Consider the following 26,647-nt stretch of genomic DNA (forward strand, 5'->3'; position numbering starts at 1 on the left):
GGCTTTCTTCTCGTTAGTCTTCTTTGCCGACGCAAAGAAGAGTGACCGGCAGCCCCCGCAGGGGGATGTCGTATGGCACTTGGGTGCAACAACCAACGCCGTACAAAGAAACAGCGACCAACCCAGCAGAGCAATGTCGTATGGCCCTTGGGTGCAAGAGCCAACGCCGCTCAAACAAACAGCGACCAACCCCGCAGGCAGATGTCGTACGGCCCTTGGGTCCAAAAACCAACGCCGTTCAAAGAAGCGACCACCCCTAAATCCCCTCCCCAACCACCACCACATCCAACTCAATCCCCATACCCGCCAACATCAAACGAAAATCCAACACCGTATGCACCCGGTTCTCCGTAACCGCACAAACAACCCGGCCAGTGCCGGTTGTCGATAGCGGCGCAAGCGCTTCCACCGAGGCGCGTACCGGATCGACGAAGGCCTTGCCGGGAAACAGCCGCTGGAAATAATCGCTGAGCCAGGGCAGGTGCGTGGACGACAAGGTAAAGACGTCGATCTCCGGGTGCGTGGCGAGGATAGCGCGCACAAATGCATCGACTTCGGCGCCGGTGCGCGCGGCATCGGTCAGGAACGCCCCCGACTCCACCAGCTCGACCAGCGCGGAGGCATTGAACGAGAACGCTTGCCCGCGCCCCCGGCTGGCCGCCGCGATATACGCGCCAAGCTCGGCGCTTTCCACCAACGATCGCACCCCCAGCACCCCGATTTGCCCGGACTTCGACAGCGCCAGGGCCTCGGCAACCGGCGGCACCACGCCAAATAGCGGCACGCTGGCGGTGCGGCGCAAATCCTCCAGCACGGTGACCGAGGGTGCGTTGGACGCCATCAGGATGGCGCTCGCCCCTAGCCCCTGCAGGCGTTGCACGGCTTGCGCGGTGGCGTCCAGCAAGGCCTGCCTGTCCTTGCCGCCATAGGGAAAGCTGGCGCGGTCGGCGAGATAGATCAGGTCCTGGTTCGGGAAGCGTTCCTGCAGGAGGCGGACGGCGGCATAGCTGCCGATGCCGGCATCGAAGACACCAATGGGTTGATGCAATGTGGCGAAGGGTTCCATGACGATTCAGTGAGTGGGTTCGCAAGGACTATCGCGCCAGATTGGTACAATTAAAAGTGCCGAATCAAGCAATTTTAATTGGGCCATTTATGCCGAAGATGCGGGACGCCGAAGTGCTGGACCTGGCTGTGCTGCCAAGGAGTGCGGGCGAAGCCAAGCAAGCGTGGGTGTATCGCAGCATCCGCCAGGCCATCCTTGGCGGCAGCCTGCCGCGCGGCGCGCGGCTTGCGTCGACCCGTACGCTGGCGGCGCGCTGGGCGGTGTCGCGGGGGATTGTCGAACTGGCGTTCGAGCAGTTGCGCCTGGAGGGCTATATATCGAGCCGGGTCGGCTCGGGCTCGCGCGTGAGCGCCAGGCTGCCTGAAGAGTTCTCGCTGCAGGAAATCAGCCACCCCGGGGCGCAGTCCATTGCTCCCCCGACAGCCGTGGCGCTGCCGACGCGCGTCGTGGCGGGCCTGCCGTTCGTGGCCCGCCTGGCCGATCCCGCCTTGTTTCCACTCGACGAATGGCGAAGCCATGTGAGCCGCGTACTGCGGTCGTTGTCCGCCCAACAACTAGGCGACGACGATCCCTGCGGCGACCTCGCACTGCGCGGGGAAATCGCCGCCTACCTGCGGGTGACCCGCGGCATTCGGTGCGACGCCGGGCAACTGATGATCGTGACCGGTATCCGGCAAGCCATCGACCTGGCTGCCCGCGTGGTGTTGCGCGAGCAGGGCCGCGTGCTGCTGGAGGATCCGGCCTATCTGTCGGCGGTACCGCTCTTCAGCTTGTCCTCGCCGCGCATTTCGCCGGTGCGGGTCGATGAGGAGGGCATCTCGATGGATGGCATCCGCCAGCATGCGGATGCTGCGCTGGTGTACGTCACGCCCGCTCACCAGGCGCCGCTGGGCCTGACGATGTCCGTGAGCCGGCGGCTGGCGTTGCTCGACTGGGCAAAGGCGCATGACGCCTGGGTCCTGGAGGACGACTACGACAGCGAGTTCAACTACAGCCGCGCGCCGCTGCCCGCGCTCAAGGCGCTGGATCATGCTGATCGCGTGATCCACTGCGGTAGTTTCAACAAGAGCCTCTATGCGTCGCTGCGCATTGGCTACGTGGTGATGCCGGACGCCTTGCGGCCCGCGCTGCGCCAGTTGCGTGCTACCACCGGGCGCTCCAACAGCCTGGTTGAGCAGCTGGCGCTGGCGTCCTTTATCCGCTCCGGTGCGCTGTCTCGCCACCTGCGCGTCTCCCGGAGCGTGTACCTGCGCCGCCGCGATATCGTGCTGGCGGAACTGCGCGCGGTGCTGGGCGAGCACCTGCGTGTCAGCGGCGAGCACGCCGGGTTTCACTTCGTGTTGTGGTTGCCGGAAGGCATCGGCGAGCACGATGTGGTGCAAGCCTGCGCCGGCGCGAAGCTGACGCTGCAGGGATTGGGCGAGTTCTGCCGGGAGCGGGCAATGCCGCCAGCGCTGGTGATCGGTTACGCCGCCGCGCAGGACGATGTGCTGCGCGACGCGGCGAGACGGCTGGCGCGGGAGATAGCCGCACTGGCTCAGGTCGGCGGCACGAACTCGGTGACCTCCAGCTCGAATCCCGCGATATTGCGATAGGGCACCGGCTGGCTCAGCAGCCGCAGCTTGCGCGCACCCTGGTCTCGCAGGATCTGCGCCCCCACGCCCAGCGCGCGCTGCGCGAACGATGGCGGCGCGGGCTGTCCCTTGTCTTGACCCAGGCGGGAGACCTGTTCGAGTAGCTGGTGAGGCGGCTCGCGTTCGGCCAGCAAGACCAGGATGCCGCAGCCCTCCGTGCCGATACGCGCCAGCGATCGTGCCAGGTTCCAGCCCGGCGCGAACCCTGCCTGGTTTTGCGCTGGCTCGAACGCGAGCACATCGCGTAAGGTCTCCACCGTCTGCACGCGCGTCAGCACCGGCTTGCCCAGCTCCGGCCGGCCCAGCACCAGCGCCAGGTGCACCGCGTCGAGGGGCGCGTCGTAGTACGCATGCACCGCGAACTCGCCGTAGGGCGTGGCCAGCCGGCCGCTCTGGCTGCGGCGCAGCGCGCCTTCCACCAGCAGGCGATGATGGATCAGGTCGCTGATCGCGCAGACCATCAGGCCGTGCTCGCGGGCGAAGGCCAGCAGCGCGGCGCCGCGCAACAACTCGCCGGCATCGTCCAGCAACACTGTGTAGGCGCCCGCGGCCTCGCGCCCGGCCAGCCTTGGCAGATCCGAACAGGCTTCGGCAAAGCCGGCGCGGCGCAGCACGCCGTCTGGTTGCGCCACGATGGGAAAGACGTGCCCTGGCTGGACCAGGTGGCCGGCACTCGCATGCGCGGCGCTGGCCACGCGCATCGTCAGCGCACGGTCGGCGGCGCAGATGCCGGTGGAGACGCCTTCCACCGCTTCGATCGACACGGTGAACGGCTCACGCTGTTTGCCTGCGCCCGCCATCATCGGCAAGCTCAACCGCCGCCGCCTGGATTCGGTGATGGCTAGGCAGACCAGGCCGCGCGCGTGCGCCGCCATGAAGTTGACGTCGGCCTCGCTGACCTGGTCCGCCGCAACCAGCACGCAGCCGCTGGCTTGCTCGGTGTCGTCCTCGATGACCACGACCCGCTGGCCGGTGGCGATGGCGCGCAGCACGTCGCCGATCGGTGTGGCGCTCATGCCGCCTCCCGCTCGTCGGCAAAGGCGGCGCGCAAGGCTGCCGCCGCCAGGTCGAGTGCCGCGTCGGCTGCCTCCAGCAAGCCCTGCATGCTCATGAAGCCGTGAATCTGCCCAGGCCAGCGATGGATGGCGGCAGCCACGCCGGCATGCTGCATGGCGGCGCCGTAGGCCTCGCCCTGGTCGCGCAGGGGGTCGAATTCGGCGGTGATGATGGTGGCCGGTGCCACGCCCGCCAGTTCGCGCTCGCGCAGCGGGCTGGCGCGTACATCGGCGGCATGGCGCGGGTCGGGTGGCTCGGGGAGATAGTGGCGGGCATACCAGCGCAACATGTCCTCGGTCAGGAAGCAGCCTTGCGCGAAGGTGCGCCAGCTGCCGGATTCATCCGCGCAATCCAGGTAGGGATAAAGCAGCAACTGGTGGCGCAGCGCCACGCTGCCACGCAATTGCTGGCACGCAACCGCGGCCAGATTGCCGCCCGCGCTGTCGCCGGCGGCAGCCAGCCTGTCCGGCAGCGCGCCCAGCTCAGCGGCGTGCGCCGCGCTCCAGCGCAGCGCCGCGCAGGCATCGTCGGCAGCCGCGGGAAAGCGTGCCTCCGGCGCCAGCCGGTAGCCGACCGACAGCACCAGGGTGCCCGCGCGGTTCGCCAGCGAGCGGCAGATATTGTGGTGTGTATCGATTCCGCAGGTGACGAAGCCGCCGCCGTGGAAGAACACCGTGAGCGGCCAGGGGCCATTGCCATGTGGGCGGTAGAGGCGGGCGGGCAAGGGGCCGGCGGCGCCGGCCACGCGCAGTTCGCGTTCTTCCGCGACCGCATCCCCCGGCGCGAACGCGGGGTGCGCGGCCAGCACGGCGCGGTAGGCGTCTGGCGTGATGGTGGTGAAGTCGAGTGGCGGGAACTGCGCCATGGCGTTGAGCAGGGCGCGTACTTGCGGGTCGAATTGCATTGGTTTTTCCTGATGCGGACGGGAGGAAGTGCAGGGGTGCGGGCCAGGCAGGCGCTTCAGAAGGCGAAGGCCGGCGCCCTGCCGCTGGCGATGCCGTTGGCGCGCGCTTGCGCGGCGGCGGCGGCTTCGGCGTGCGGCAGGATCCAGAAATCGCCAGCGGCCACGCCGTCGAGGATGTGCCGGGCCATGGTTGCCGCTGGCATGCCCTGCGCGATGCTCGCCTGCAGCGCCCGGTTCATGCCGCCGACGCCGCATTGCGCGCCGGCCGGCAGGTCGAGCGCAATGCCGGTGGCCACCGGGCCTGGGCATGCCACCGATACCTTGAGCGGCAGGCCCGCCGCCTGCAACTCCATCGCCAGCCCTTCGCTCAACGCCACCACGCCCTGCTTGGACACGGTATAGGGCGCAAGCCAGGGGCCCACGGCAAGACCCGCCATTGAGGCGATGTTAACGATATGCCCGCTGCCCTGCGCCGCCATGCGAGGCACGAAGACGCGCAAGCTGTGGATGACGCTCCACAGGTTGACGTTCAGCACGCGCTCGAACACGGCGGCATCCAGCTCCCAGCAGGCACCGGTCGCCAGCACGCCGGCATTGTTGAAGAGCAGGTCCACCCGGCCCAGCAGTGCGAAGCTGCGCGCGCAAAGCTGCTCGACCTGGGCAGCCTGCGCCACATCGGTTTGCAGCGTCCCTATCGTTTGCCGGTGGTGCGTCAGTTCGCCGTGCACGCGCCGCAACGCGTCGGCATCCTTGTCCGCCAGCACCAGTGCCACACCCTGCGCGGCGAGCGCGTGGGCCAGGGCCCGGCCTATGCCGCCGCCGGCGCCTGTGATCACTGCGGTCTTTCCGGTCTCGTTTGCCGCCATGGCAGGTCTCCTCGCGAAGTGGTTGGAAGGGATGGCGCGCTGGATTGCGTTTGCCCATTTCTACCGGCGCGGCCGGGCCTTCGCATCGTCTGTTTGAGTGAGGTGCCAGGCGCAAGGCAGGCTCAGGGATTGCCCTGAGGGGGGAGTCACCTAGTCCGTTTGCGGTATGTGAGCGCGCGGCAGGAGGGTAAGGTCTGGCCTATCCGCAAGCGGCGGCATCACATGGCGCGCGAATAGGTGCAAACCATGACGCACAATGCCGCCACCGGCGCAGTGGCGATCCATATAATCGGGAACCGCCGGGGCGCGCAGCGCCCCTGTCATGGCGAACGCCGGCCGCAGAGCCTGGCGTGGATAACGGGAGACAAGAGGTATGTTGATGGAGGCAAGCCACAGCCAGGAAGCGGCGCTTTGCTACGCGCCGGTGGCGCTCTCGCTGGCGGATCTCAGCACGCTGCTTGGCAAGATCTACCAGGGGGCCATGGAGCAGGTGCCATGGAGCAAGGCGCTGGAACTCATCCGCACCCACCTGCGTGCGAACTACGTCACGCTGATCCTGCGCTCGCCGGCAAGCGACCGCGCGGGCCTGATGGTGCATGCCAGCGAGGAGGGCGGCAACACCTTGCCCGGCGAGACCATGTACAACAACTACTACTACGCGATGGATCCCTTCGTCGACCTGCCCGCGGACCGGGTGGTGACGATCGACGAGCAGATTGGCACCAGCGCGTGGTGCAACAGCGACCTGTACCAGCAGTTCCTCAAGCCGCTAGGCGTGCGCTATATGATGGGCGCGGACATCCGCACCGACGATGGCGTGGAATGCCGACTCCGTGTCTGCCGCAACGTCGACGCGCCGGACTTCTCGGAAGCGGACAAAGCCATTTGCGCGGTGCTGCTGCCGCACCTGCGGCGCGCGGTCGATCTGCACTCGCGCATGGATGTGGTGGAGTCGGAGCGCACCCTGTACGCCAGCGCCATCGACCGCATGCTGGTCGGCATGGCGATACTCGACGAGACCGGCGCCATCATGCGGACCAATTCGGCCGCGGACGAAATCCTTGCCGACAAGGACGGCATCCGTATCGCCAGGGGCTCGCTGGATGTCGAGTACGCGCAGGAGAACCGCCAGTTCCAGCGCTTGCTGCGCCAAGCCATCATGGGCCATATCGGCACCGCGCCGGCGGTGATGGAGGCGATGTCGATCACGCGGCCTTCGGGCAACGCGAAGCTGGGCGTGCTGATCCGCACGATTCCGCTGAGCGAGTGGTCGGAAGACAATAAGCGCCGGCCTTCGTGCGTGATTTTCATTCGCGACCCGGAGCGCAAGTCGCAGGCTTCGCACGAGGTGGTGCGCAAGCTGTTCGATTTCACGCCGGCGGAAACCCAGCTTGCGCTGCAGCTGGCCAACGGCCTCGCGCTGGAAGAAGCAGCCGAGGAGCTCGGCATCAGCAAGAATACGGCGCGCGCGCACCTGCGCGCCATCTTCTCCAAGACCGGCGTGACCCGGCAGGCCACGCTGGTGCGCATGCTGCTCAGCAGCGTGGTGGCGCTCGGCTAAAGCGCGCTAGCCCGCCGGCCTGGCGGGCTTGGCGCTGACCACCAGCGGGAATCCCTGCGGCGTGGTCAGCACCGCGCGCAGCTCGTGCGGGCCGCTGGCGAGCGGCTGCGCGACGCGCGCGCCGCCCGCCAGCAGGCGCTCGATCGCCGCGGCGATATCCTCGCCCGCTTCCAGCCGGAATGCCAGTGCGGGCTGGGAGACCAGCCGCTCTTCGCCAGCCACCAGCGCTACCGTGATGGGGCCGGCGTCCAGCGCGCAATAGCGCCCGCCATCGCGGAACTTCACCGTCAGGCCCAGGCCCTGCTCGAAGAACGGCAGGGCGGCATCGATATCGTCCACCGGGTAAAGCAAGAGGTTCGATTGCATGCTTGCGCTCCTTGTCAGCCGGCGGACGCCGCCTGGCGGCACACGGCACGGATATTGAGCGATTGATCACCGTCGTCGCCGGACAGCAGGATGTCGGGCGCGTGAGCGTGCGCCGCGGTGCCTGTCGGCAGGGCGGCCAGCAACGTCTGGCGAAGCGGAGGAATCTTCATGAGGGCGTATCCGTGTGCATGTGGTGAGTGGTCCTGGACATGATAGGGACACGGCGCCGCTGCGCATAATCCAATCAGACGATGCCGCACTTTCCCCGGCCGCACACACTGCGGTTACGCAGGCCAGCAATGACGGTGCCGGCGATGGCGCCGCCCGCCACGACAACGCGGCGGCGCTTCCGGCCGATGGCCTGAAAACCAAATGCAAAGGAAGGGGACTGCAATGCGATTTTCGCTGATCTACGAAGCGCAGACTGTCGACGCGTCGCGCGCCGGCGACCACAAGGTGTTCGACGAAATCATGGAGCAGGTGGAGCTCGCCGAGGACATGGGCTTCGATGTCGTCTGGGCGGTGGAGCACACGGCGCTGACCAACTACGCGCACATGAGCGCGCCGGAGACCTTCCTGGCCTTTGTGGCCGGGCGCACGCGCCGCATCGGCATCGGTCACGGCGTGGTCTGCCTGCCGCCGGCGATGAACCATCCGGTCAAGGTAGCCGAGCGCGTGGCCACGCTCGACATTCTCTCCGGCGGGCGCGTGCATTTCGGCGTGGGTAAGGGCGGTACGCAGCAGGAGGCGGGCACCTTTGGCTACGACCTCGAAACCCTGCACCCGATGATCGACGAGGCGATGTACCTGATCCCGAAGATCCTGACCCAGGACGAGATCGAGCACGACGGTGAGTTCATCAAGATCCCGCGCCGCCCCATCCATCCCAAGCCACGCCAGGACCCGCACCCACTGATGTATCTGGCCTGTACCAACGCCGATACGCTCAAGCGCGCCGGCGCGCGCGGCATGGGCGCGCTGGTGCTCGGCTTTGGCGGCCCGGAAGACGTGGCGAAGAAGAATGCAATCTATCGCGAAGCCTACGAGACGCGCCAGGCGAAGGACCAGGTTGGTTTCCGTCCTCACCAGCATCTTGCCGCCCTGTGCCCGACCATCGTGCTGGAAGACGGTGTGGCGGCGCGCAAGATCGGCATCAAGGGGCAGCGCTACTTCATGGAGTCGCTGGCGTACTGGTATGCCGGCGGCGAGCGCCCCAATCCCGACGGCTGGGATGTGGACAACATCACCGACCAGGACGCGCAGGGCAAGGCCGTGATCAAGACCAGCTTCGCCTCGGAGAAGGTCACGGTGGATTTCAGCGATCCGTCGATGATGATGCTCAACCCCAACCATGCCTACGGCACGGTGGAGGACTGCATCGGCTATGTGCAGCGCCTGATCGACGCCGGGGCCGACGAGATCCTGTTCATCTGCCAGATGGGCACGGTGCCGCAATGGGCCCAGCTCGAAACCATCCGCAATATCGGCGAGCACGTGATCCCGCACTTCCGCGCCCAGGGCCGCAAGCTGCGCGCGCTCGCCTGAGCGAGCCATCGGACCATCGCTGCTGCGCGACTAGTCTCCCCGGACGATGGCGCGGGGCGGCGGCGATGCCAGCATGAAGGCACGACAAGACCGGCCCGGTGGCCGGCAAGAGGAGATGGCGGTGCATCGAGACAACTACCCCGAAGGACTGGCGGCCGAACTGATCGGCCGCGCGCACGAAATGATCCCGGTGCTGGCGCAGCGCGCTGGCCAGGCCGAGGCGCAATCGCGCATCCCGGCCGAAACCGTGGCCGACATGCAGGCCGCGGGCTTCTTCAAGGTCTTGCAGCCGCGCCGCTACGGCGGCTATGAACTGGACCCGCAGACCTTCTTCGACATCCAGATGGCCCTGGCCAAGGGCTGCATGTCCACCGCCTGGGTCTATGGCGTGGTGGGCGTGCACAACTGGCAGCTCGCCTTGTTCGACGGCAAGGCCCAGCAGGACGTCTGGGGCGCGGACAACGCCACCCTGATCGCCTCGACCTATATGCCGGTGGGCAAGGTGGTGCCGGTGGACGGCGGCTTCCGCTTCTCCGGGCACTGGAAGTTCTCCAGCGGCAGCGAACTGTGCGACTGGATCTTCCTCGGCGGCCTGGTGCCGCCGCAGCAGGCCGGCGCCGCGCCCGAGTACCGCACCTTCCTGCTGCCGCGCAGCGATTACACCATCGTGCGCAACTGGGATGTGCTGGGCCTGCGCGCCACCGGCAGCCACGATATCGTGGTGGACGACGTGTTCGTGCCGGCCTACCGCACCCATAGCGCCATCGACGGCGCCAAGGGCACCAGCCCGGGCTTGTCCCTCAACCAGGCACCGCTGTACCAGCTGCCGTTCGCCCAGATCTTCGTGCGTGCCGTCTGCACGGCCTGCATCGGCGCGCTGGAAGGCGGGCTCGACGATTTCATCGCCTATGCCGATGGCCGGGTCAGCGCCAACAGCGGCGGCAGGACGGCCGAGGACGGCGGCGCGCAACTCGCCTGCGCCAACGCGGCGGCCGGCATCGATGAGATGCGCACCATCCTGCACCGCAATTTCGACGAACTGATGGCAACGGCGCAGCGGGGCGAGCAGCTCGATACCGCGCGCCGCTTGCATTTCCGCTACCAGTCGTCACAGGTGGCCCAGCGGTGCGCGCAACTCGCCGACAGCCTGTTGCGCTACGCCGGCGGCAACGGTATCTACGTCACCAATCCGCTGGTACGCCGCTTCCTTGACCTGCATGCGGCGCGTGCCCACTACGCCAACAACCTGGATCGCTTCGGCCAGAACCTGGGCGGCGTGATGATGGGCCGCGCCAACACCGATTTCTTTATCTGAGGCCGGCGTGGAGCGGAACATGAACCAGGGCACAGGGCAGGCAGGCGGCACCGCGGTGTTTGATGTAGTGGTGGTCGGCTCAGGAGCGGGCGGCATGCTGGCCGCCTGCCGCGCGGCGGATCGCGGTCTGTCCGTGGTAGTGCTGGAGAAGAGCGGCCTGTATGGCGGTACCTCGGCGGTGTCCGGCGGCGGAATCTGGATCCCGCTCAACCACCATATCGAAGAAGCGGGCGGCAGCGACAGCTACAACGCCGCGCTCACCTATCTCGAGGCGTGCACCGAAGGCCGCTCCACGCCCGCCAAGCTGCGTGCTTACCTCGAGCACGGTCCGCGCATGCTTAGCTACCTGGAGCAGCGCACCGCGGTGCGTTACTACTCGTTGCCGCGCTACGCCGACTACTTCCAGCGCTTGCCGGGCGCGCTGCCCGGATATCGCGCGCTGGATCCGATGCCGTTCGACGGCGCGCAGCTGGGCGAGGAGTTCGCGCGGCTGCGGCCGCCTTCGCCGGGGACGCTGGTGGCGGGCCGGGTGGCGGTGACCTCCGCCGAGGCCCACGCCATGCTGAGCAAGAGCCGGGGCTGGCTGGGCGTGGCGGCCCGGCAGTTCGGGCGCTATTGGCTGGATCTCGGCTGGCGCCGCCGCACCGCGCGCGACCGCCGGCTCACGCTCGGCAACAGCCTGGTGGGCGGCTTGCGCCACGCCATGATGAAGCGCGGCATCCCGCTGTGGCTCGATACCGCGCTGGAAGACCTGCTGGTGGAGGAGCACGGCGGCGCGGCGCGCGCCACCGGCGTGCTGGCGCGGCGCAATGGCGCGCAGGTACGCATCGAAGCCCGGCGCGGCGTGATCCTGGCCGCGGGCGGCTTCGAGCGGAACCAGGCCATGCGCGAGCAATACCTGCCGCATCCCAGCCGGGCCGAGTGGAGCGCCACGCCGCCGCACAACACCGGCGACGGCATCCAGGCCGCGCAGCGCGCGGGCGCGGCGCTGGAGCTGATGTCGCATGTCTGGGGCGCGCCAACGGTGAAGGTCAGCGGCGAGGAAAAGCAGCGCGCGATCTTTGTCGAGCGCGCCTTGCCCGGCTGCATCGTGGTCAACGGGCAGGGCAGGCGCTTCGTCAACGAGGCCGCGCCGTACTCCGAGTTCGTGCCCGCGATGTACCGCGACCACGAGCGGACGGGCTGCAGCGTGCCGGCGTGGCTGGTGTTCGATGCCACCTTCCGCCGCAAGTATCCCTGCGGGCCGATCCTGCCCGGCTCGGTCATGCCGGACCGCCGCATCCCGGCCCCCTTCGCGGACGTCCTGCTGCGCGCCGATTCGCTCGACGCGCTGGCGCGGCTCGCCGGCATCGACCCGGGCGGCCTGGCGCACACCGTCGAGCGCATGAACGGCTTTGCGGCGAGAGGCGTGGATGAGGATTTCGGCAAGGGCGACAACGTCTTCGATACCTATTACGGCGACACCCAGGTCCGTCCCAACCCGTGCCTGGCGCCGATCGGCCGCGCGCCGTTCTACGCGGTGCGCATCGACGCTGGCGATATCGGCACCAAGGGCGGGCTGGCGACCGACGCCAGCGCCCGCGTGCTGCGCGAGGACGGCTCGCCCATCGACGGGCTGTTCGCCATCGGCAATACCAGCGCCTCGATGATGGGCGCCAGCTATCCGGGCGCGGGCTCCACCATCGGGCCGGCCATGACCTTCGGCCTGATCGCCGCCGATGTGCTGGCGGGCGGGGCGGCCGGGCAGGGCCAAGCGGACTAATACCATCACACAGGCAGGAGGCATGATGAACCAGACTATTTCCCCGTCGCTGCGCGACGATATGCTGATGGCAATGCGCCGCATGGCGCGCTCGGTTGCGGTGGTCAGTTGCCGCGAGGGCGAGCGCCGCTATTCGATGTCGGTCACCGCGGTCGATTCGCTGTCCGCGGACCCGCCTTCGCTGCTGATCTGCATCCATCGCAATGCCTCGATCTACCCGGCCCTCAATGCCGGGGTGGATTTCTGCGTCAACCTGCTGGCGGCCGATCATCGCGACATTGCTGTCGATTGCAGTGGCCGGCTCAAGGGCGAGGACCGCTTTACCACGGGCCAGTGGGAGGCCGACCCGCTGGGCGTGCCTTTCCTGCGGGATGCTCAGGCAAACCTGATCTGCGAGCAGGACGGCCGTTTCGACTATGGCACCCACGCCGTCTTTATCGGCCGCCTGCGCGAAGTCCGGCTGGCCGGGGAGGTGGCGCCGCTGGTCTATGTGGATGGCGCCTACTCCACCTCGGCGCCGCTGGCCAGCCTGCGGGCGGCGTAAGGTGAACCCAGTGCCGGAGCCTGCGCGATGACCGCCAACGCCTTCGTTCCCGATCCCGCTTCTGATCTCGCATCTGATCCCGCCTGCGGCGGCGTCAACGCGGTATTGCCGCCGCTGGTCGTCGCCGACCCGGACGCCTACCGTTGGGATGCGCGCTGCGACGTGGCCGTGATCGGCTTCGGCGCGGCCGGCGCCTGCGCGGCGCTGGAAGCTGCTCGGGGCGGGCTCGGCGTGATCGTGGCCGAGCGCTTCGAAGGCGGCGGCGCAAGCGCCAGGAGCGGCGGCGTCGTGTATGCCGGCGGTGGCACGCCTTACCAGCACGCCGCCGGCTACCGTGACACGCCCGAGGCCATGGCGGCTTACCTGCGCCAGGAGGTTGGCGATGCCGTGGGCAATGCCACGCTGCAGGCTTTCTGCGCGCACAGCGCGGGCATGATCGGCTGGCTGGAGCAGCTGGGTGCGCGCTTTGCCGCCACCGTGCCGCCACGCAAGACCTCGTATCCCGCGCAGGACTACTACCTCTACTACTCGGGCAACGAGGCCGTGGCGGAGTACGCGCGCCACGCGGAGCCTGCGCCGCGCGGCCATCGCTGCCAGGGCAGCGGCATGTCCGGTCACGTGCTGTACGGCGTGCTGCGGCGCGCGGTGCAGGCGCAGGCCGGGGTGGACGTGATGCGCCACGCGGCGGCGCGCCGCCTGATTGTCGATGGACGGGGCATCGTCATTGGCGTGGAACTCCGGCGCTTGCCGCCGGGCCGCCTGCAACGCCGGCATGCCCGCCTGGCGCGCTGGGCCGAGCGCCTGCACAACCTTTCCCCGGCGCTGGCCGATGCCTTGCGCCGGCGCGTGACGCAGCTGGAGGACGATTTCGCGCTGCCCTGTGCAGTGCGTGCCGGCGCCGTGGTGCTGGCCACCGGCGGCTTCATCTTCAACCCGGCCATGGTGGCCGCGCATGCGCCCAAGTACCGCCGCAACTGGCGCCTGGGCACGACCGGCTGCGATGGCAGCGGGATCCGCCTCGGCCTGTCGGTCGGGGCGGCGGCGCGCCACCTGGAGCGTGTTTCCGCGTGGCGCTTCATCAATCCGCCGTTCGACTGGGCGCGCGGCTGCGTGGTCGACGCGCAAGGCGCGCGCATCGGCAACGAGGAAGTCTACGGCGCGCGGCTGGGCCACGCCATCTGCGAGGAGCACGGGGGCCGCGCCTGGCTGATCCTGAACGCCGGGCTGGCGCGCGCGGCCCTGCGCGATTGCGTCACCGGACGCCTTTGGGCCTTCCAGCGCGTGCCCGCCATCATGCTGATGCTGTTCGGCGCCACGCGTGTGCCGGGTATCGCGTTGCTGGCCGACAAGCTGGGCATGCCGCGCGCGGCATTGCTGGCGACGCTGGCTGCGTATAACGCGGCGGCGCGCGGCGAGCTGCCCGACCCCACTGGGAAATCCGCGGCGATGTGCGCATCGCTGGAACGCGGGCCCTACCTGGCCATCGATATCTCCGCGCATAGCCGCGCTTTTCCCTGTCCCGCCATCACCCTCGGCGGCCTGCGCGTGGACGAGGCGTGCGGCCAGGTGCTGGCGGAAGGAGCCGGCGGCCAGGCGGCGCCGATCCCGGGCCTGTACGCGGTCGGCCGCACCGCGGTCGGCATCGCATCGAATCACTACGTGAGCGGCCTTTCGCTCGCCGACTGTATCTGGTCGGGGCGCAATGCCGGGCGCCATCTCGTTGCCCTGGCAGCCCTGGCGGACCAGCCGGGCCGCAATGAACACATCGACGAACACACCAAGGAGACAAGCCATGAGCAACCGAGTTGAAGGAAAGATCGCCATCGTCACCGGCGCCGCCAGCGGCGTCGGCAAGGAAGACGCCTTGCTGCTGGCGCGGGAGGGCGCGCGCGTGGTGCTGACCGACCTGAACGAGGCGGCCGGCCACGCCGTGGCGCGCGAAATCGGCGACGCCGCCATCTTCGTGCCCCACGATATCGCCAGCGAAGCCGGCTGGCAGCAGGTCATGCAGCGCACCCAGGAGCATTTCGGCGCGCCGGACGTGCTGATCAATAACGCCGCGGTGCTGGCACTGGGCTCGGTGGAGGACACCACGCTGGAGCAATGGCAGGGCATCATGCGCATCAATGCCGACGGCTATTTCCTGGGCTGCAAGTATGGCGTGGGCGCGATGAAGCAAAACGGCGGGGTCATCGTGAACATGTCTTCGGTGGCGGCGCTGGGCGGCATGAGCATGTTCTGCGCCTACAGCGCCAGCAAGGGTGCGGTCACCGCGCTCACCCGCAGCGTGGCGGCTTACTGCAAGCAGCGCGGCTACAAGATCCGCTGCAACTCCGTGCATCCGGACGGCATCCTGACGCCGATGACGGCTGCCCTGATGCAGGGCGCGGCCGACGCCCCGGCCACCCATGAGCAAGCGGGCGGCGATCCGATGCAACGCATGTGCCTGCCCGGCGACGTGGCAAACCTGGTGCTGTTCCTGGCCTCCGATGAGTCGCGCTACGTCAACGGCGCCGAGCTGCGCATCGACAATGCGCAGACCATCATGGGCATCGCCTGATCGCGGACATCATGGTGCAAGCGCAATTCCACCCGCTGCGCATCGCCCAGGTGGTGGCCGAGACCGACGAGGCAAGCTCGCTGGTGTTCGAACTGCCCGAAGGACTGCGCGATACCTTCGCCTATCGGCCAGGCCAGTTCCTGACGCTCAAGGTGCCGCTGGAGGGCGCCGCGCAGCAGCGCTGCTACTCGCTGTCCAGCAGCCCCCAGGTCGACAACGCGCTGCGGGTGACCATCAAGCGCGTGCGCGGCGGGCGCGTATCCAACTGGATCTGCGACCAGCTCGGCGCCGGCGACACGGTTGACGTGATGCCGCCCGCGGGCGTCTTCACGCCACGCAGCCTGGATGGCGACCTGCTGCTGTTCGCCGGTGGCAGCGGCATCACGCCGGTGCTGTCGATCGCCAAGGCTGCGCTGCGCCATGGCGGCGGCAACGTCACGCTGATCTACGCCAACCGCGATGAACGCAGCGTGATCTTCCGCGACGCGCTGCGCGACCTGGCCGCGCGCCACGCGCACAGGCTGCGCGTGATCCACTGGCTGGACAGCGTGCAAGGGCCGCCCTCGCAGGCCCAGCTCGAAGCGCTGGCCTCGCCGTGGGGCCATGCCGACTGCTTTATCTGCGGGCCGGGGCCGTTCATGGACGGTGCCCAGGCCGCCTTGCAGGCCCTTGGCGTGGCACGCGAGCGGATTCACGTGGAGCGCTTCGGCGCGCCGCCGCCCGCCGCAGGGCAGGCCGAAGAAGCGGCCCCGCCGGTTTCCGCTGCGGCTGCGCTGGAGGTGGAGCTGGATGGCGTACGCCACCGGCTCCACGCACAGGCCGGCGAGACCGTGCTCGACGCCATGCTGCGCGCTGGCATTGCGGCCCCGAACTCCTGCCGCACCGGCCTGTGCGGCGCCTGCATGTGCCAGGTGACGCACGGCGAGGCGACGCTGGGCGAAAACCATGTGCTCGACACCGCCGACCGCGAGGCCGGCTGGACCCTGGCCTGCCAGGCCCGCGCGGCCGGCAGCGAACTGCACCTGAAATTTCCCGACTGACATGATGACAACCGACACCATCGACACCGCCCAGGGGTTGGCCGACGCCGCCAGCGCGGGGCAGACCGTTCCCGCCACCATCCCGCAGCTGGTACGCACAGCTGCCGCGCGCCACGGCGCGCGCATCGCCATCCAGGAGGACGGGCTGCGGCTCAGCTTCACGGCGCTGGACGCGCTGCGCGCGCAGGCGGGGCGTGCCCTGCTCGCGCTCGGCGTGGTGCCTGGCGACCGGGTCGCCGTGTGGGCGCCCAACCTGTCGGAATGGATCGTCGCCGCCCTGGCCACGCACAGCGTCGGGGCGGCGCTGGTGCCCATCAATACCCGCATGAAGGGCATGGAGGCCGGCGCGATCCTGGCCGATAGCGGCGCGCGGGTGCTGTTCTGCATCGACGACTTCCTCGGCGAGAGCTATCCGGAAATGCTGGCGCCGCACCGGCCCGCCACACTGGAGCGCGTGGTGGTGCTGCGCGCGCGCGCGGGGCGGCAGATGGCGCCGGATGAGCTTGCATGGGCAGATTTCCTGGCCCTGGCACCGCGGACCAGCGAGGCGGAGTTCCGTGCGCGCGAGCGTGCCGTAACCGGCGACACCCTGATGGACATCATGTTCACCTCGGGCACCACCGGCCGCCCGAAAGGCGTGATGACCGCGCATGCGCAGAACCTGCAGGCCATCCACGGCTGGGCCTCGATCACCGGCGTGGAAGCTGGCGACCGCTACCTGATCGTCAATCCCTTTTTCCACACCTTTGGCTACAAGGCCGGGTGGCTGGCGGCGCTGGTCAGCGGCGCCACCATCCTGCCGCACCTGGTGTTCGATGCCGAGGCGGTGATGACCCGCGTCGAGAACGAGCGCATCACGGTGCTGCCCGGCCCGCCGACGCTCTACCAGACTCTGCTGAACAATCCGCGCTTGCGGGAATTCGACCTGTCCTCGCTGCGCGTCGCGGTGACTGGCGCGTCGGCGATCCCGCCCGTGCTGATCCAGCGCATGCAGCGCGAACTGGGCTTTCGCGAAATCTTCACCGGCTATGGCCTGACGGAATCGTGTGGGTTCGCCACGCTGACCCGCGCCGGAGACGATGCCGATCTCGTGGCGCTGACCTCGGGCCGCGCCATGCCCGGTATCGAGCTGCGCTGCCTGGATAGCGACGGCCTGCCGGTGCCGGCAGGCGAGCCCGGGGAGGTGGCGGTGCGCGGCTACAACGTGATGCGGGGCTACTTCCAGCTGCCGGAAGCCACTGCCGAAGCGATCGATGCGGGTGGCTGGCTGCGCACGGGCGATGTCGGTACGCTGGACGTGCGTGGCAACCTGCGGATCACCGACCGTATCAAGGACATGTTTATCGTCGGGGGCTTCAATTGCTATCCGGCTGAGATCGAGAAGCTGCTGGTGTCGCATCCGGCGATTGCGCAGGTGGCGGTGGTGGGCGTTGCGCACGAGCGCCTCGGCGAGGCAGGCAAGGCTTTTGTGGTGTTGCGGCATGGCAGCAAGGTTGGTGCCGATGAGTTGATTGACTGGGCGCGCCGGCATATGGCTAATTACAAGGTGCCGCGGGAGGTGGTGTTTGTGCAGACGTTGCCGACTAGCGCGGCGGGCAAGATTCTCAAGTACAGGTTGCGGGAGGGGTGATGGGACATGGGGCTGGGTTGAGGCTTCTAGCTGCTGGCGCAGACGAGCGTGGGTGGGCGGGGTTTTATTGCTTCTAGCTGCTGTCGCGGCTGTACGGGGTTGGCTGTTTTAGAACGTGTGAGATGTCACTTCTCTTTACTCGTAAAGAGAAGTAACCAAGAGAAAGCGATCCTTGCAGGAGGCTGGCTTATTGGGGTTGCGCAGCCCAATGGTTTCGTCGTCAGGCCCTGGGTTCTAATGAACTCGTGTCGTTACCGCTTTAGAGCACCACGACCCAGCCAATGCCCAGGGTTTCGTGGTGGTCCCCCCGGTAGCGGCCACTACGAATTTCAAGCCGTCTGTCGCTCGCGGGGTGACGGGCCACGAAGTTGCAAGCGTTCCGTTTCCGTCGTGGGCGCGGTGGCACCGCCGGAACAGTTCTGAGGGATTCACCACCGCGCCCACCCCACCACGAAACCATCATGGCATGATATATCGTGGGACGTTGCGCCGGTATCGGCAGATGCATGAATGAGCAGAGATGCCGCTACCGAGCAGCCTCACCACGAAACCAGCGTCATTTGCTGGAGCGTGGTGCTCTAAACCGGTAACGACACGAGTTCATTAGAACCCAGGGCCTGACGACGAAACCACCGGGCTACGTAATCCCAATAAGCCAGCCTCCTGCAAGGATCGCTTTCTTTTGGTTACTTCTCTTTACGAGTAAAGAAAAGTGACATCTCACACGTTCTAAAACGGCCAACCCCGTACAGCCGCGACAGCAGCTAGAAGCCCCAAAACACCGCCCACTCACGCTAATCTGCATCAGCAGCTAGAAGCAGGAAAACCCCACCCCAAAAACGCCAAAACCCGCGCCAGTGGAGCTAGAAACAGCAAACCAATCCCACAAGGCTAGTCCCAACAGACGATGTACACATCCCGCATCCGCTGAACAATGGCTTCACCAACCTGCCGCACCCAACCCGGCAGCAAATGAATTCCAAGAACAGCGAGGAGGCAGCATGATGGACATCCGAGCACTCGGCTATATCGTCGTCGAGTCCACCGACACCGAACGCTGGCGCCACTACGGCGAGCAAGTGCTCGGCATGGCGTGCACCAACGCCCCCCATGGCGCGCTCTACCTCAAGATGGACGAGCGCGACTACCGCTACCTGATCGTACCCGGCAAGCAGGACCGCTACCTGGCATCGGGCTGGGAGCTGGCCGGCGAGGCGGCTTTCGACCACGCGCTTGCAACGTTGCGCGCGGCCAACGTGGAAGTCACCCATGCCAGCGAGACCGAGCGCATCCAGCGGCGCACCCAGGCCATGGCGTGGTTCACCGATCCTTCCGGCAACCGGCACGAGATTTTCTGGGGCATGCGTTCGGACTTCCTGCGCTTTGTCTCGCCCATCGGCGTGTCGTGCTTCGTCACCGATCCGCTGGGCGCGGGGCACTCCGTGCTGCCGGCCCCCGTCTTCGACGAAACCTATGCCTTCCTGCGCGATGTGATGGGCTTCGGCCTGTCGGATATCTTCCGCGCGCGCTTCACCACGGATCCGGCCGAGCCGGAGAAGCGCATCCACTTCCTGCATTGCGGCAACGGGCGGCACCACAGCCTGGCCATCTTCGAGGCGAGCGCGCCCAGCGGCTGCATCCATGTGATGGCCGAGGTGCAGGACATGACGGAGGTGGGCCGCGCGCTCGACCGCGCGCAGCAGCATGGCGTGGCGCTCTCGGCCACGCTGGGCCAGCACTGCAACGATCGCGTTGTTTCCTTCTACATGAAGACGCCCGGCGGCTTCGACCTCGAGTACGGCTACGGCGGGCTGGTGGTCGACTGGAGCCAGCACGCCGCCTACGAGGCCACCCGGGTCAGCCTGTGGGGCCACGATTTCAGCATCGGATATCGCTAGAACTATGCTCAAGACACTGGACAAGACCATGACCGCGGCCGAAGTGGCCGCCCGCCTCGCCGATGGCATGACCATCGGCATCGGTGGATGGGGGCCCCGCCGCAAGCCGATGGCGCTGGTGCGGGAAATCCTGCGCTCGCCGCTGAAGGATCTCACCGTGGTGGCCTACGGCGGCCCGGAAGTCGGCATGCTGTGCGCTGCCGGCAAGGTGCGCAAGGTGGTGTTCGGCTTCGTCTCGCTCGACGTGATCCCGCTGGAGCCGCATTTTCGAGGGGCGCGCGAGCGGGGGGAAATCGACGTCTGGGAACTCGACGAGGGCATGTTGCAGCTCGGCCTGCGCGCCGCCGCCGCGCGCCTGCCGTTCCTGCCGACGCGCGCCGGGCTCGGGACCGACGTGCTGGCCCACAACCCCCAGCTCAAGACCGTCCGCTCGCCCTACGCCGATGGCGAAGTCCTGCTGGCGATGCCGGCCATCGCGCTGGACGCCGCGCTGCTGCACGTCAACGAAAGCGATGTGCTGGGCAATACCCGCATCGACGGCCCGGATCCCTTCTTCGACGAATGGTTCGCGCGGGCGGCCGGCCAGTGCTATGTGAGCTGCGAGGTCCTGCACGGCCGCCTGGAGGACGAAGACCTGGCGCGGGCGCGCAACAACCCGTTCGAGCGCGCGCTCGTCAGCGGCGTGGTGCACGCACCGGGCGGTGCGCATCCCACTTCCTGCGGGCCTGCCTATGGTTTTGACCTGCCGCAGTTGAAGGCTTACTGCGCCAGCGCCGAGCAAGCGGCGGGCTTCGCCACCTACCGCAAGGACGTGATCGGCGACACCGAAGCCGGCTACCTGGACAAGATCGGTGGCATGGGCCACGTGCTGGACCTGCCGTTGCCGGTCCTTTGAACCCGTCACAAGGAGAAGGAGCCATCGTGAGCGCCACTCAACAATTCACTCTCGCCGAACTGATGATCGCCGCCGCGGCCCGCGCCTGGCGCGACGACGGCGAGGTCATGGCCACCGGCATCGGCACCGGCCCGCGCATCGCGGCCGGGCTGGCGCGGTTGCTGCACAACCCCGGCCTGATGCTGACCGACGGCGAAGCCTACCTGGTGGAAGAGCCGGTGCCGCTGGGGCGCCGCGAGGCGGGCTTCAAGGTGCGCGCCAGCGGCTGGATGGGCTATGCGCGCGTGTTCGACTGCCTGTGGGGCGGGCGCCGGCATGCGCTGGTGATGCCCACCCAGATCGACCGCTTCGGCCAGGCCAATATCTCCATGCTCGGCGGCACGCATGCGCGGCCAAAGAAGCAGCTGCTCGGCGCACGCGGCTTTCCCGGCAACAGCATCCACCACGCCAACTCCTTCTTTGTGCCGGCGCATAGCCCGCGCGCCTTTGTCGCCGGCGAGGTCGATATGGTGTGCAGCGTGGGCTATAACCCGGCGCGCCGGATCGAAGGCATGCGCAGCTTTGTCGACCTGCGGGTCATCGTGACCGACCTGTGCGTGATGGATTTCACCGGTCCCGATCACGCCATCCGCGTGTGTTCGCTGCATCCCGGCGTCAGCCTGGAGCAGGTGCGGGCAGCCACAGGCTTCGCACTGGCCAACGCATCCGGAGAAATACTGCCGGAAACGGCCGCGCCCACTGCGGAGGAGCTGGCCGTCATCGTCCGGCTCGATCCGCACAACCTGCGTGCCACCATCGTGCGCGACAACCCGGCCGTTCGCGGCGCGTGAGGAACACCATGTCATCGCAAGCCACCGAATCCCTCGGGCTGGGCCCCAACGCCGAGGTGCTCTATGCAGCGGCCGACGGCGTGGCCACCGTCACCATGAACCGGCCGCAGTACCACAACGCGCAGAACTCCAAGATGACCTACGCGCTGGACGAGGCCTTCCGGCGCGCGGCTGCGGACGACGCGGTCAAGGTCGTGATCCTGCGCGGCGCCGGCAAGCACTTCTCGGCCGGTCACGATATCGGCACGCCGGGGCGCGACATTGGCGAGTCGTTCGAGCGCGTCTCGCTCTGGCCCGACCATGTGGGCAAGCCCGGCGGCGAGATGCTTTACACCCGCGAGCAGGAGGTCTACCTCGGCATGTGCCGGCGCTGGCGCGACCTGCCCAAGCCGACCATCGCGATGGTGCACGGTGCCTGCATTGCCGGGGGCCTGATGCTGGCCTGGGTGTGCGACCTGATCGTCGCGTCGGACGATGCCTTCTTCGCCGATCCGGTGGTGCGCATGGGCATTCCGGGCGTCGAGTATTTCGCGCACGCCTACGAGCTCAACCCGCGCATCGCCAAGGAATTCCTCTTCATGGGCGAGCGCATGGATGCCCAGCGCGCCTACCAGATGGGCATGGTCAACCGCGTGGTGCCGCGCGAGGCGCTGGATGCCGCTGCGCAGGGCATGGCGGCCAAGATCGCGCAGATGCCACGGCTGGGCTTGAGCCTCACCAAGCAGGCCATCAATCACGTGGAAGAACTGCAGGGCAAGCGCGCCGCCATGGATGCCGCCTTTGCCTGGCACCACTTCGCCCACGCCCACAACGAGCTGGTCAGCGGCGACAAGCTGGGCGGCTTTGATGCACGCGCCATGGCGGCATCGCAACGCACCGGCGAGGAGAAGGCGGCATGAGCGGCGCGCCCCTGCATACCGTGCTGTGCGACTTGCTGGGTTGCCGCTACCCGATCGTGCAGACCGCGATGGGCTGGGTGGCCGATGCCCGCCTGGTGGCCGCCACCAGCAATGCCGGGGCCTTCGGCTTCCTGGCCGGCGCCACCATCGAGCCGGGCGAAGTCGAGCAAGAGATCCTGCGGGTGAAGGCGCTCACGGGCCAGCCCTTCGGCATCAACTTCCATATGTTCCAGCCCAACGCGGATGAGGTAGTCGAGATGGCCATCCGCCACCGGCTGCGCGCGGTCAGCTACGGGCGCGGGCCGGACGCCGCCATGATCGGCCGGCTCAAGGCCGCGGGCGTGGTGTGCATGCCCACCGTGGGCGCAGCCAAGCACGCCGCCAAGGCCGTGGAACTGGGCGCTGACGTGGTGACCGTGCAGGGCGGCGAGGGCGGCGGGCATACGGGTGGCACGCCCACCACGCTGCTGCTGCCGCAAGTGCTGGACAAGGTGGCGGTGCCGGTGGTGGCCGCGGGCGGCTTCTTCGACGGCCGCGGGCTGGCGGCGGCGCTGGCCTACGGCGCGGCGGGGATCGCCATGGGCACGCGCTTCCTGATGTCGAGTGAGTCGCCGGTGCCGGCGCAAACGCTGGCGCGCTACGTGGCGGTCCGGGACGCGGCGCAGATCCGCGTCTCGCTTGCCATCGACGGCTTGCCGCAGCGGATGATCGACAACCGCCTGCTGCTGGCGCTGGAGCAGGCCGGACCGCTGCGCCGCACGCTGATGGCGCTGGCCACCGCCCGCCAGTGGCGCCGGCACAGCGGCATGGGGCTTGTGCAGATGCTGGCGGTTGGCTGGCGCGCGCTGCGCCAGCACGACTACACCGCGGCGCAAACGCTGATGGCGGCTAACGCGCCTGTGCTGATCCAGCGCGCCATGGTCGAAGGCCATCCCGACGAAGGCGTGCTGCCAAGCGGACAGGCCGCGGCGGTCATCGGCGCCATTGAATCCTGCGAGCAGATTGTTGCCCGCATCGCCGCGCAGGCCCAGGCGCGCCTGGCTGCCCTGGCGGGACCAGCCAGCGCCAGGCCGGAACGCAGCAACCCCATCCAAGCCATCTATTGAATATTGAAGGCAGACGTTCATGACAACGACGAGATCAAGCGAGCCTGTAGCACAGGACGGTACCGAGCCCTTCCACATCGAGGTGCGGGACGGCGTGGCGGAACTGGCGATCGCCCATCCCCCGGTCAACGCGCTGGGCAGCGCGGGCTGGCATGCGCTGGCGGCGGCCATCGAGCGGCTCGGCGGGGATGACGCCGTGCGCGTGATCGTGCTGCGCGGCGAGGGGCGCGGCTTCTGCGCCGGGGTCGACATCAAGGAGCTTGCGGCCTACCCGCAGCGCATCGTGGCGGTCAACGCCGGCAACTACGCCACTTTCCGCGCGGTCCACCGCAATCCAAAGCCTGTTATCGCGGCGGTGCACGGCTTCGTGCTCGGCGGCGGCATCGGCATCTGCGGCGCGGCTGACATCCTGATCGCCGCCGAGTGCGCGCGCTTCGGCGTGCCGGAGATCGACCGTGGCGCCATGGGTGGCGGTGCCCACCTGCAGCGCATGTTTGGCGTGCAGAAGGTGCGGGCGATGTATTTCACCGGCGACATGATCGACGCCGCCGAGGCCTACCGCCTGGGGGCGGTGGAACGGGTGGTGCCGCGCACGGCACTACGCGATACCGCGCTGGAGATGGCGCGGCGGATCGCCCGGAAGAGCCCGGCCATGGTGCGCCTGGCCAAGGAGGCGCTCAACGGCGTGGAGGACGGCAATCTCGAGGACAAGTACCGCTGGGAGCAGGGCTTCACGCTGCAAGCCTATATGAGCGCGGATTCCGACGAGGCGCGCGCCGCCTTCGTGGAAGGGCGCGAGGCGCGCTTCGCGGCGCAGGCTCCTACCGTCAACGCCTGAGGTGGCCAGATGCATCTTGAATACACCGAACGCCAGCAGGCCTTCCGGGCCGAGATCCGCGCCTGGCTGGCCGAACGCGTGCCGCGCGCGCCGCTGGCCAGCTTCGACACCGCCGAAGGCTTCGCGCAGCATCGTGCCTGGGAGCGCACCCTGTACGAGGGGCGCTGGAGCATGGTCACCTGGCCCAAAGAGCTGGGCGGACGCGGCTGCGACCTGATCGAATGGCTGATCTTCGAGGAGGAGTACTGGCGGGCCGGCGCGCCGATGCGCGTCAACCAGAACGGCATCTTCCTGCTCGGGCCGACCTTGATGGAGTTCGGCACGCCGGAGCAGAAGGCGCGTTTCCTGCCGCGCATGGCCGCCGGCGAGCACGTGTGGGCGCAGGGCTGGTCGGAGCCGAACGCGGGCTCCGACATGGCCGCGATCCGCTGCACCGCCATCCGGCAGGGCGACGAGTACGTGCTCAACGGGCAGAAGATCTGGTCGACCCGCGCGGTCTGGGCCGACTGGCTGTTCGGCCTGTTCCGCACCGATCCCGGCTCGTCGCGCCACCACGGCCTGACCTTCCTGCTGATGCCGCTGGATACGCCGGGCATCACGGTGCGGCCCATCCGCCAGCTCAACGGCCTGACCGGCTTTGCCGAGATCTTTTTCGACGATGTGCGGGTGCCGGCGGAGAACCGCCTGGCGGCGGAGGGCGCGGGCTGGCAAGTGGCGATGGCCACCGCCGGTTTCGAGCGCGGGCTGATGCTGCGCTCGCCGGCGCGCTTCCAGGAGACCGCGCGGGCGCTGGTGCAACTCTATCTCGAGCATCGGGAGCAGGCCGACCGCGATCCCTCGCTGCGTGAAGCGGTCACGCGCGCCTGGATGGATGCCGAGGCCTATGCGCTATCCACCTACGCCACCGCCAGCAGGCTGGTCAAGGGCGGACAGATCGGCGCGGAGTCCAGCACCAACAAGGTGTTCTGGTCCGAGCTGGATATCCGCATGCACGAAACCGCGCTGGCGATCCTTGGCCAGCGGGGCGAGCTGGTGCCCGCGCAAGACGCGACGCAAGGCACGCTCGGTGCCTGGCTCGACGGCTTCCTGTTCGCGCAGGCCGGGCCGATCTACGCGGGCACCAATGAGATCCAGCGCAACATCGTCGCCGAACGCATGCTGGGAATGCCGCGCGCCTGAGCGCGCGGCGGCTGACAGTCCGGCTTCGTCCTCGACTCAACCGTGAACCACCATGGAATTCGCATTTAACGAAGAGCAGCAACAGTTCGTCGATTCGATCAGGCGCTTTCTGATGATCGAAATGACGCCGGAACTGGCGCGGGAACAATGGAGCAGCGCAAGCGGCCGCTCCGACGCGCTTTGGCAGCGGCTGGCCGGGCAGGGCCTGACGGCCGTGCTGGTGCCGGAGGCTTGCGGCGGCCTGGGCCTGTCCGAAACCGAGTGGGCGCCGCTGGCGCAGGAGTGTGGCTACTTTGCCCTTGCCGAACCGCTGCTGGACACCGCGCTGGTGGCGGCCGGCATGCTGTCGGACTGCCACGCCGCCACGCGGGACACAAGCACCCGCGAACGCTGCGAAAGCTGGCTGGGCCGCATCGCGGACGGCAGCGTGCGCGTGGCGGTGGCGCATCCGGGACAAGCCATGGTGGCCGATGCCCATGTCGCCGACGCCATCCTCTGCGAGCACGGTGGCGCGCTGCACCTGGTGCCGCCGGCGCAGGCCACGCTCGCCGCGCACGCGAGCCTTGATCCCTCACGCCGGCTCTTCGCGCTCAGTTGGGCGCCGGACGACGGCAGCCTGCTGCTGCCCGCGACGGCCGCGAAGCCCGTGTGGGAAGCCGCGTTCAACCGCGGGGCGCTCGGCGTCGCCGCGCAGATGCTCGGCCTGACGCAGCGCATGCTGGATATCGCTATCGACTACAGCATCCAGCGCAAGCAGTTCGGCAAGGCCATCGGCGCCAACCAGGCGCTCAAGCACCTGCTGGCGGATGTCGCCATCCAGCACGAATTCGCCAAGCCGGTGGTGTACCGCGCGGCCTGCACGCTGGCGCAAGGCCATGGCACCGCCGGGCTGCATGTGTCGCACGCGCTGCTGGCCGCCACGCGCGCCGCGCTGCTCGCGGCGCGCAACACCATGCAGGTGCACGGCGCCATGGGCTACACGTGGGAGCTGGACCTGCAGATCTTCATGAAGCGCGCGTGGGCCCTGGCCGACAGCTGGGGCGACCGGGCCTTGCACAAGGCGCGCGTGGACGCGCACATCCTCGGCGGGGCCGTGCCGATCGGCGCCGGCGCCACCTTTGCCACCACAGCCAACTCGGCATCAACACTTTGA

24 protein-coding genes are annotated in these 26,647 nt (G+C 68.2%); 18 read left to right on the plus strand and 6 right to left on the minus strand.

From position 1 onward, the window contains the following. Window positions 1–256: 256 nt before the first annotated feature. Window positions 257–1,066 (minus strand): glutamate racemase, encoded by an 810-nt coding sequence (locus AC1Q7Q_RS18175; RefSeq protein WP_492374035.1) that lies wholly within the window; start codon window positions 1,064–1,066, stop codon window positions 257–259. An 89-nt stretch (window positions 1,067–1,155) separates the two neighbouring features. Here AC1Q7Q_RS18175 and pdxR point away from each other — a divergent pair, with 89 nt between their 5' ends. After that, on the plus strand, window positions 1,156–2,661 hold the full coding sequence (gene pdxR, locus AC1Q7Q_RS18180; RefSeq protein ID WP_492374034.1) for a MocR-like pyridoxine biosynthesis transcription factor PdxR: 1,506 nt from the start codon (window positions 1,156–1,158) through the stop codon (window positions 2,659–2,661). On the opposite strand, the gene AC1Q7Q_RS18185 is transcribed toward pdxR, so the two are convergent. Genes AC1Q7Q_RS18185 through AC1Q7Q_RS18195 form a run of 3 tightly spaced genes read right to left on the minus strand, consistent with a single transcriptional unit; the run spans window position 2,604 to window position 5,526 of the window. Then, window positions 2,604–3,716 carry a 3,4-dihydroxy-2-butanone-4-phosphate synthase gene (locus AC1Q7Q_RS18185; RefSeq protein WP_492374033.1) on the minus strand — a complete coding sequence of 371 codons (1,113 nt, stop codon included), beginning with the start codon at window positions 3,714–3,716 and terminating at the stop codon, window positions 2,604–2,606. The genes pdxR and AC1Q7Q_RS18185 overlap by 58 nt on opposite strands. Further along, window positions 3,713–4,660, minus strand: coding sequence for an alpha/beta hydrolase (locus AC1Q7Q_RS18190; protein WP_492374032.1), 948 nt, complete (start codon window positions 4,658–4,660; stop codon window positions 3,713–3,715). The genes AC1Q7Q_RS18185 and AC1Q7Q_RS18190 overlap by 4 nt, the downstream gene beginning before the upstream one ends. Before the next feature lie 56 nt (window positions 4,661–4,716). Continuing rightward, window positions 4,717–5,526 (minus strand): SDR family NAD(P)-dependent oxidoreductase, encoded by an 810-nt coding sequence (locus AC1Q7Q_RS18195; RefSeq protein WP_492374031.1) that lies wholly within the window; start codon window positions 5,524–5,526, stop codon window positions 4,717–4,719. Window positions 5,527–5,899: 373 nt separating this feature from the next. Between AC1Q7Q_RS18195 and AC1Q7Q_RS18200 the strand changes: the two genes are divergently transcribed. Beyond that, window positions 5,900–7,087: a helix-turn-helix transcriptional regulator gene (locus tag AC1Q7Q_RS18200; protein WP_492374030.1), complete on the plus strand. Its 1,188-nt coding sequence runs from the start codon at window positions 5,900–5,902 to the stop codon at window positions 7,085–7,087. A gap of 6 nt (window positions 7,088–7,093) precedes the next feature. Here AC1Q7Q_RS18200 and AC1Q7Q_RS18205 read toward each other — a convergent pair whose 3' ends face one another. Both AC1Q7Q_RS18205 and AC1Q7Q_RS18210 read right to left on the minus strand, forming a co-directional pair. Then, window positions 7,094–7,453, minus strand: coding sequence for a VOC family protein (locus AC1Q7Q_RS18205; RefSeq protein ID WP_492387194.1), 360 nt, complete (start codon window positions 7,451–7,453; stop codon window positions 7,094–7,096). A gap of 14 nt (window positions 7,454–7,467) precedes the next feature. Beyond that, window positions 7,468–7,623, minus strand: coding sequence for a hypothetical protein (locus AC1Q7Q_RS18210; protein WP_492374028.1), 156 nt, complete (start codon window positions 7,621–7,623; stop codon window positions 7,468–7,470). Between the two features lie 223 nt (window positions 7,624–7,846). On the opposite strand from AC1Q7Q_RS18210, the gene AC1Q7Q_RS18215 reads away from it, so the two are divergent. The 16 genes from AC1Q7Q_RS18215 (at window position 7,847) to AC1Q7Q_RS18290 (ending at window position 26,647) form a co-directional block, all read left to right on the plus strand. Then, complete coding sequence (locus AC1Q7Q_RS18215) at window positions 7,847–8,998, plus strand: LLM class flavin-dependent oxidoreductase (RefSeq protein ID WP_492374027.1); 1,152 nt, start codon at window positions 7,847–7,849, stop codon at window positions 8,996–8,998. A gap of 121 nt (window positions 8,999–9,119) precedes the next feature. Further along, the gene (locus AC1Q7Q_RS18220) at window positions 9,120–10,313 is read left to right on the plus strand and encodes an acyl-CoA dehydrogenase family protein (RefSeq protein WP_492374037.1); all 1,194 of its coding nucleotides are present in this window, start codon (window positions 9,120–9,122) and stop codon (window positions 10,311–10,313) included. 19 nt (window positions 10,314–10,332) lie between these two features. Further along, complete coding sequence (locus AC1Q7Q_RS18225; RefSeq protein WP_492374026.1) at window positions 10,333–12,075, plus strand: FAD-dependent oxidoreductase; 1,743 nt, start codon at window positions 10,333–10,335, stop codon at window positions 12,073–12,075. A gap of 25 nt (window positions 12,076–12,100) precedes the next feature. Continuing rightward, complete coding sequence (locus tag AC1Q7Q_RS18230) at window positions 12,101–12,619, plus strand: flavin reductase family protein (protein WP_045240863.1); 519 nt, start codon at window positions 12,101–12,103, stop codon at window positions 12,617–12,619. Between the two features lie 27 nt (window positions 12,620–12,646). Beyond that, complete coding sequence (locus tag AC1Q7Q_RS18235; protein ID WP_492374025.1) at window positions 12,647–14,428, plus strand: FAD-binding protein; 1,782 nt, start codon at window positions 12,647–12,649, stop codon at window positions 14,426–14,428. Then, the gene (locus tag AC1Q7Q_RS18240; protein ID WP_492374024.1) at window positions 14,412–15,179 is read left to right on the plus strand and encodes an SDR family oxidoreductase; all 768 of its coding nucleotides are present in this window, start codon (window positions 14,412–14,414) and stop codon (window positions 15,177–15,179) included. The genes AC1Q7Q_RS18235 and AC1Q7Q_RS18240 overlap by 17 nt, the downstream gene beginning before the upstream one ends. Window positions 15,180–15,190: 11 nt before the next feature. Further along, window positions 15,191–16,219: a 2Fe-2S iron-sulfur cluster-binding protein gene (locus tag AC1Q7Q_RS18245; protein WP_492374023.1), complete on the plus strand. Its 1,029-nt coding sequence runs from the start codon at window positions 15,191–15,193 to the stop codon at window positions 16,217–16,219. Between the two features lies 1 nt (window position 16,220). Continuing rightward, a complete protein-coding gene (locus tag AC1Q7Q_RS18250) occupies window positions 16,221–17,849 on the plus strand; it encodes a FadD3 family acyl-CoA ligase (RefSeq protein WP_492374022.1) in 1,629 nt (542 codons plus the stop codon). Window positions 17,850–18,850: 1,001 nt separating this feature from the next. Next, window positions 18,851–19,747 (plus strand): VOC family protein, encoded by an 897-nt coding sequence (locus AC1Q7Q_RS18255; protein WP_492376420.1) that lies wholly within the window; start codon window positions 18,851–18,853, stop codon window positions 19,745–19,747. A 4-nt stretch (window positions 19,748–19,751) separates the two neighbouring features. Next, window positions 19,752–20,642: a CoA transferase subunit A gene (locus AC1Q7Q_RS18260; protein WP_492376421.1), complete on the plus strand. Its 891-nt coding sequence runs from the start codon at window positions 19,752–19,754 to the stop codon at window positions 20,640–20,642. Between the two features lie 26 nt (window positions 20,643–20,668). Next, complete coding sequence (locus tag AC1Q7Q_RS18265; protein WP_492376422.1) at window positions 20,669–21,472, plus strand: CoA-transferase subunit beta; 804 nt, start codon at window positions 20,669–20,671, stop codon at window positions 21,470–21,472. An 8-nt stretch (window positions 21,473–21,480) separates the two neighbouring features. Next, a complete protein-coding gene (locus AC1Q7Q_RS18270) occupies window positions 21,481–22,371 on the plus strand; it encodes an enoyl-CoA hydratase (protein WP_492376423.1) in 891 nt (296 codons plus the stop codon). Next, window positions 22,368–23,477, plus strand: coding sequence for an NAD(P)H-dependent flavin oxidoreductase (locus AC1Q7Q_RS18275; RefSeq protein WP_492376424.1), 1,110 nt, complete (start codon window positions 22,368–22,370; stop codon window positions 23,475–23,477). The genes AC1Q7Q_RS18270 and AC1Q7Q_RS18275 overlap by 4 nt, the downstream gene beginning before the upstream one ends. Window positions 23,478–23,496: 19 nt before the next feature. Beyond that, on the plus strand, window positions 23,497–24,315 hold the full coding sequence (locus AC1Q7Q_RS18280; protein ID WP_492376425.1) for an enoyl-CoA hydratase family protein: 819 nt from the start codon (window positions 23,497–23,499) through the stop codon (window positions 24,313–24,315). A 9-nt stretch (window positions 24,316–24,324) separates the two neighbouring features. Then, window positions 24,325–25,494, plus strand: a complete 1,170-nt coding sequence (locus tag AC1Q7Q_RS18285) for an acyl-CoA dehydrogenase family protein (protein ID WP_492376426.1) — start codon at window positions 24,325–24,327, stop codon at window positions 25,492–25,494. 52 nt (window positions 25,495–25,546) lie between these two features. Continuing rightward, entirely contained in the window at window positions 25,547–26,647 is a 1,101-nt protein-coding gene (locus tag AC1Q7Q_RS18290; protein WP_492376427.1) for an acyl-CoA dehydrogenase family protein, read from the plus strand.

The organism is Cupriavidus sp. GW823-FHT07A04 (assembly GCF_058794615.1).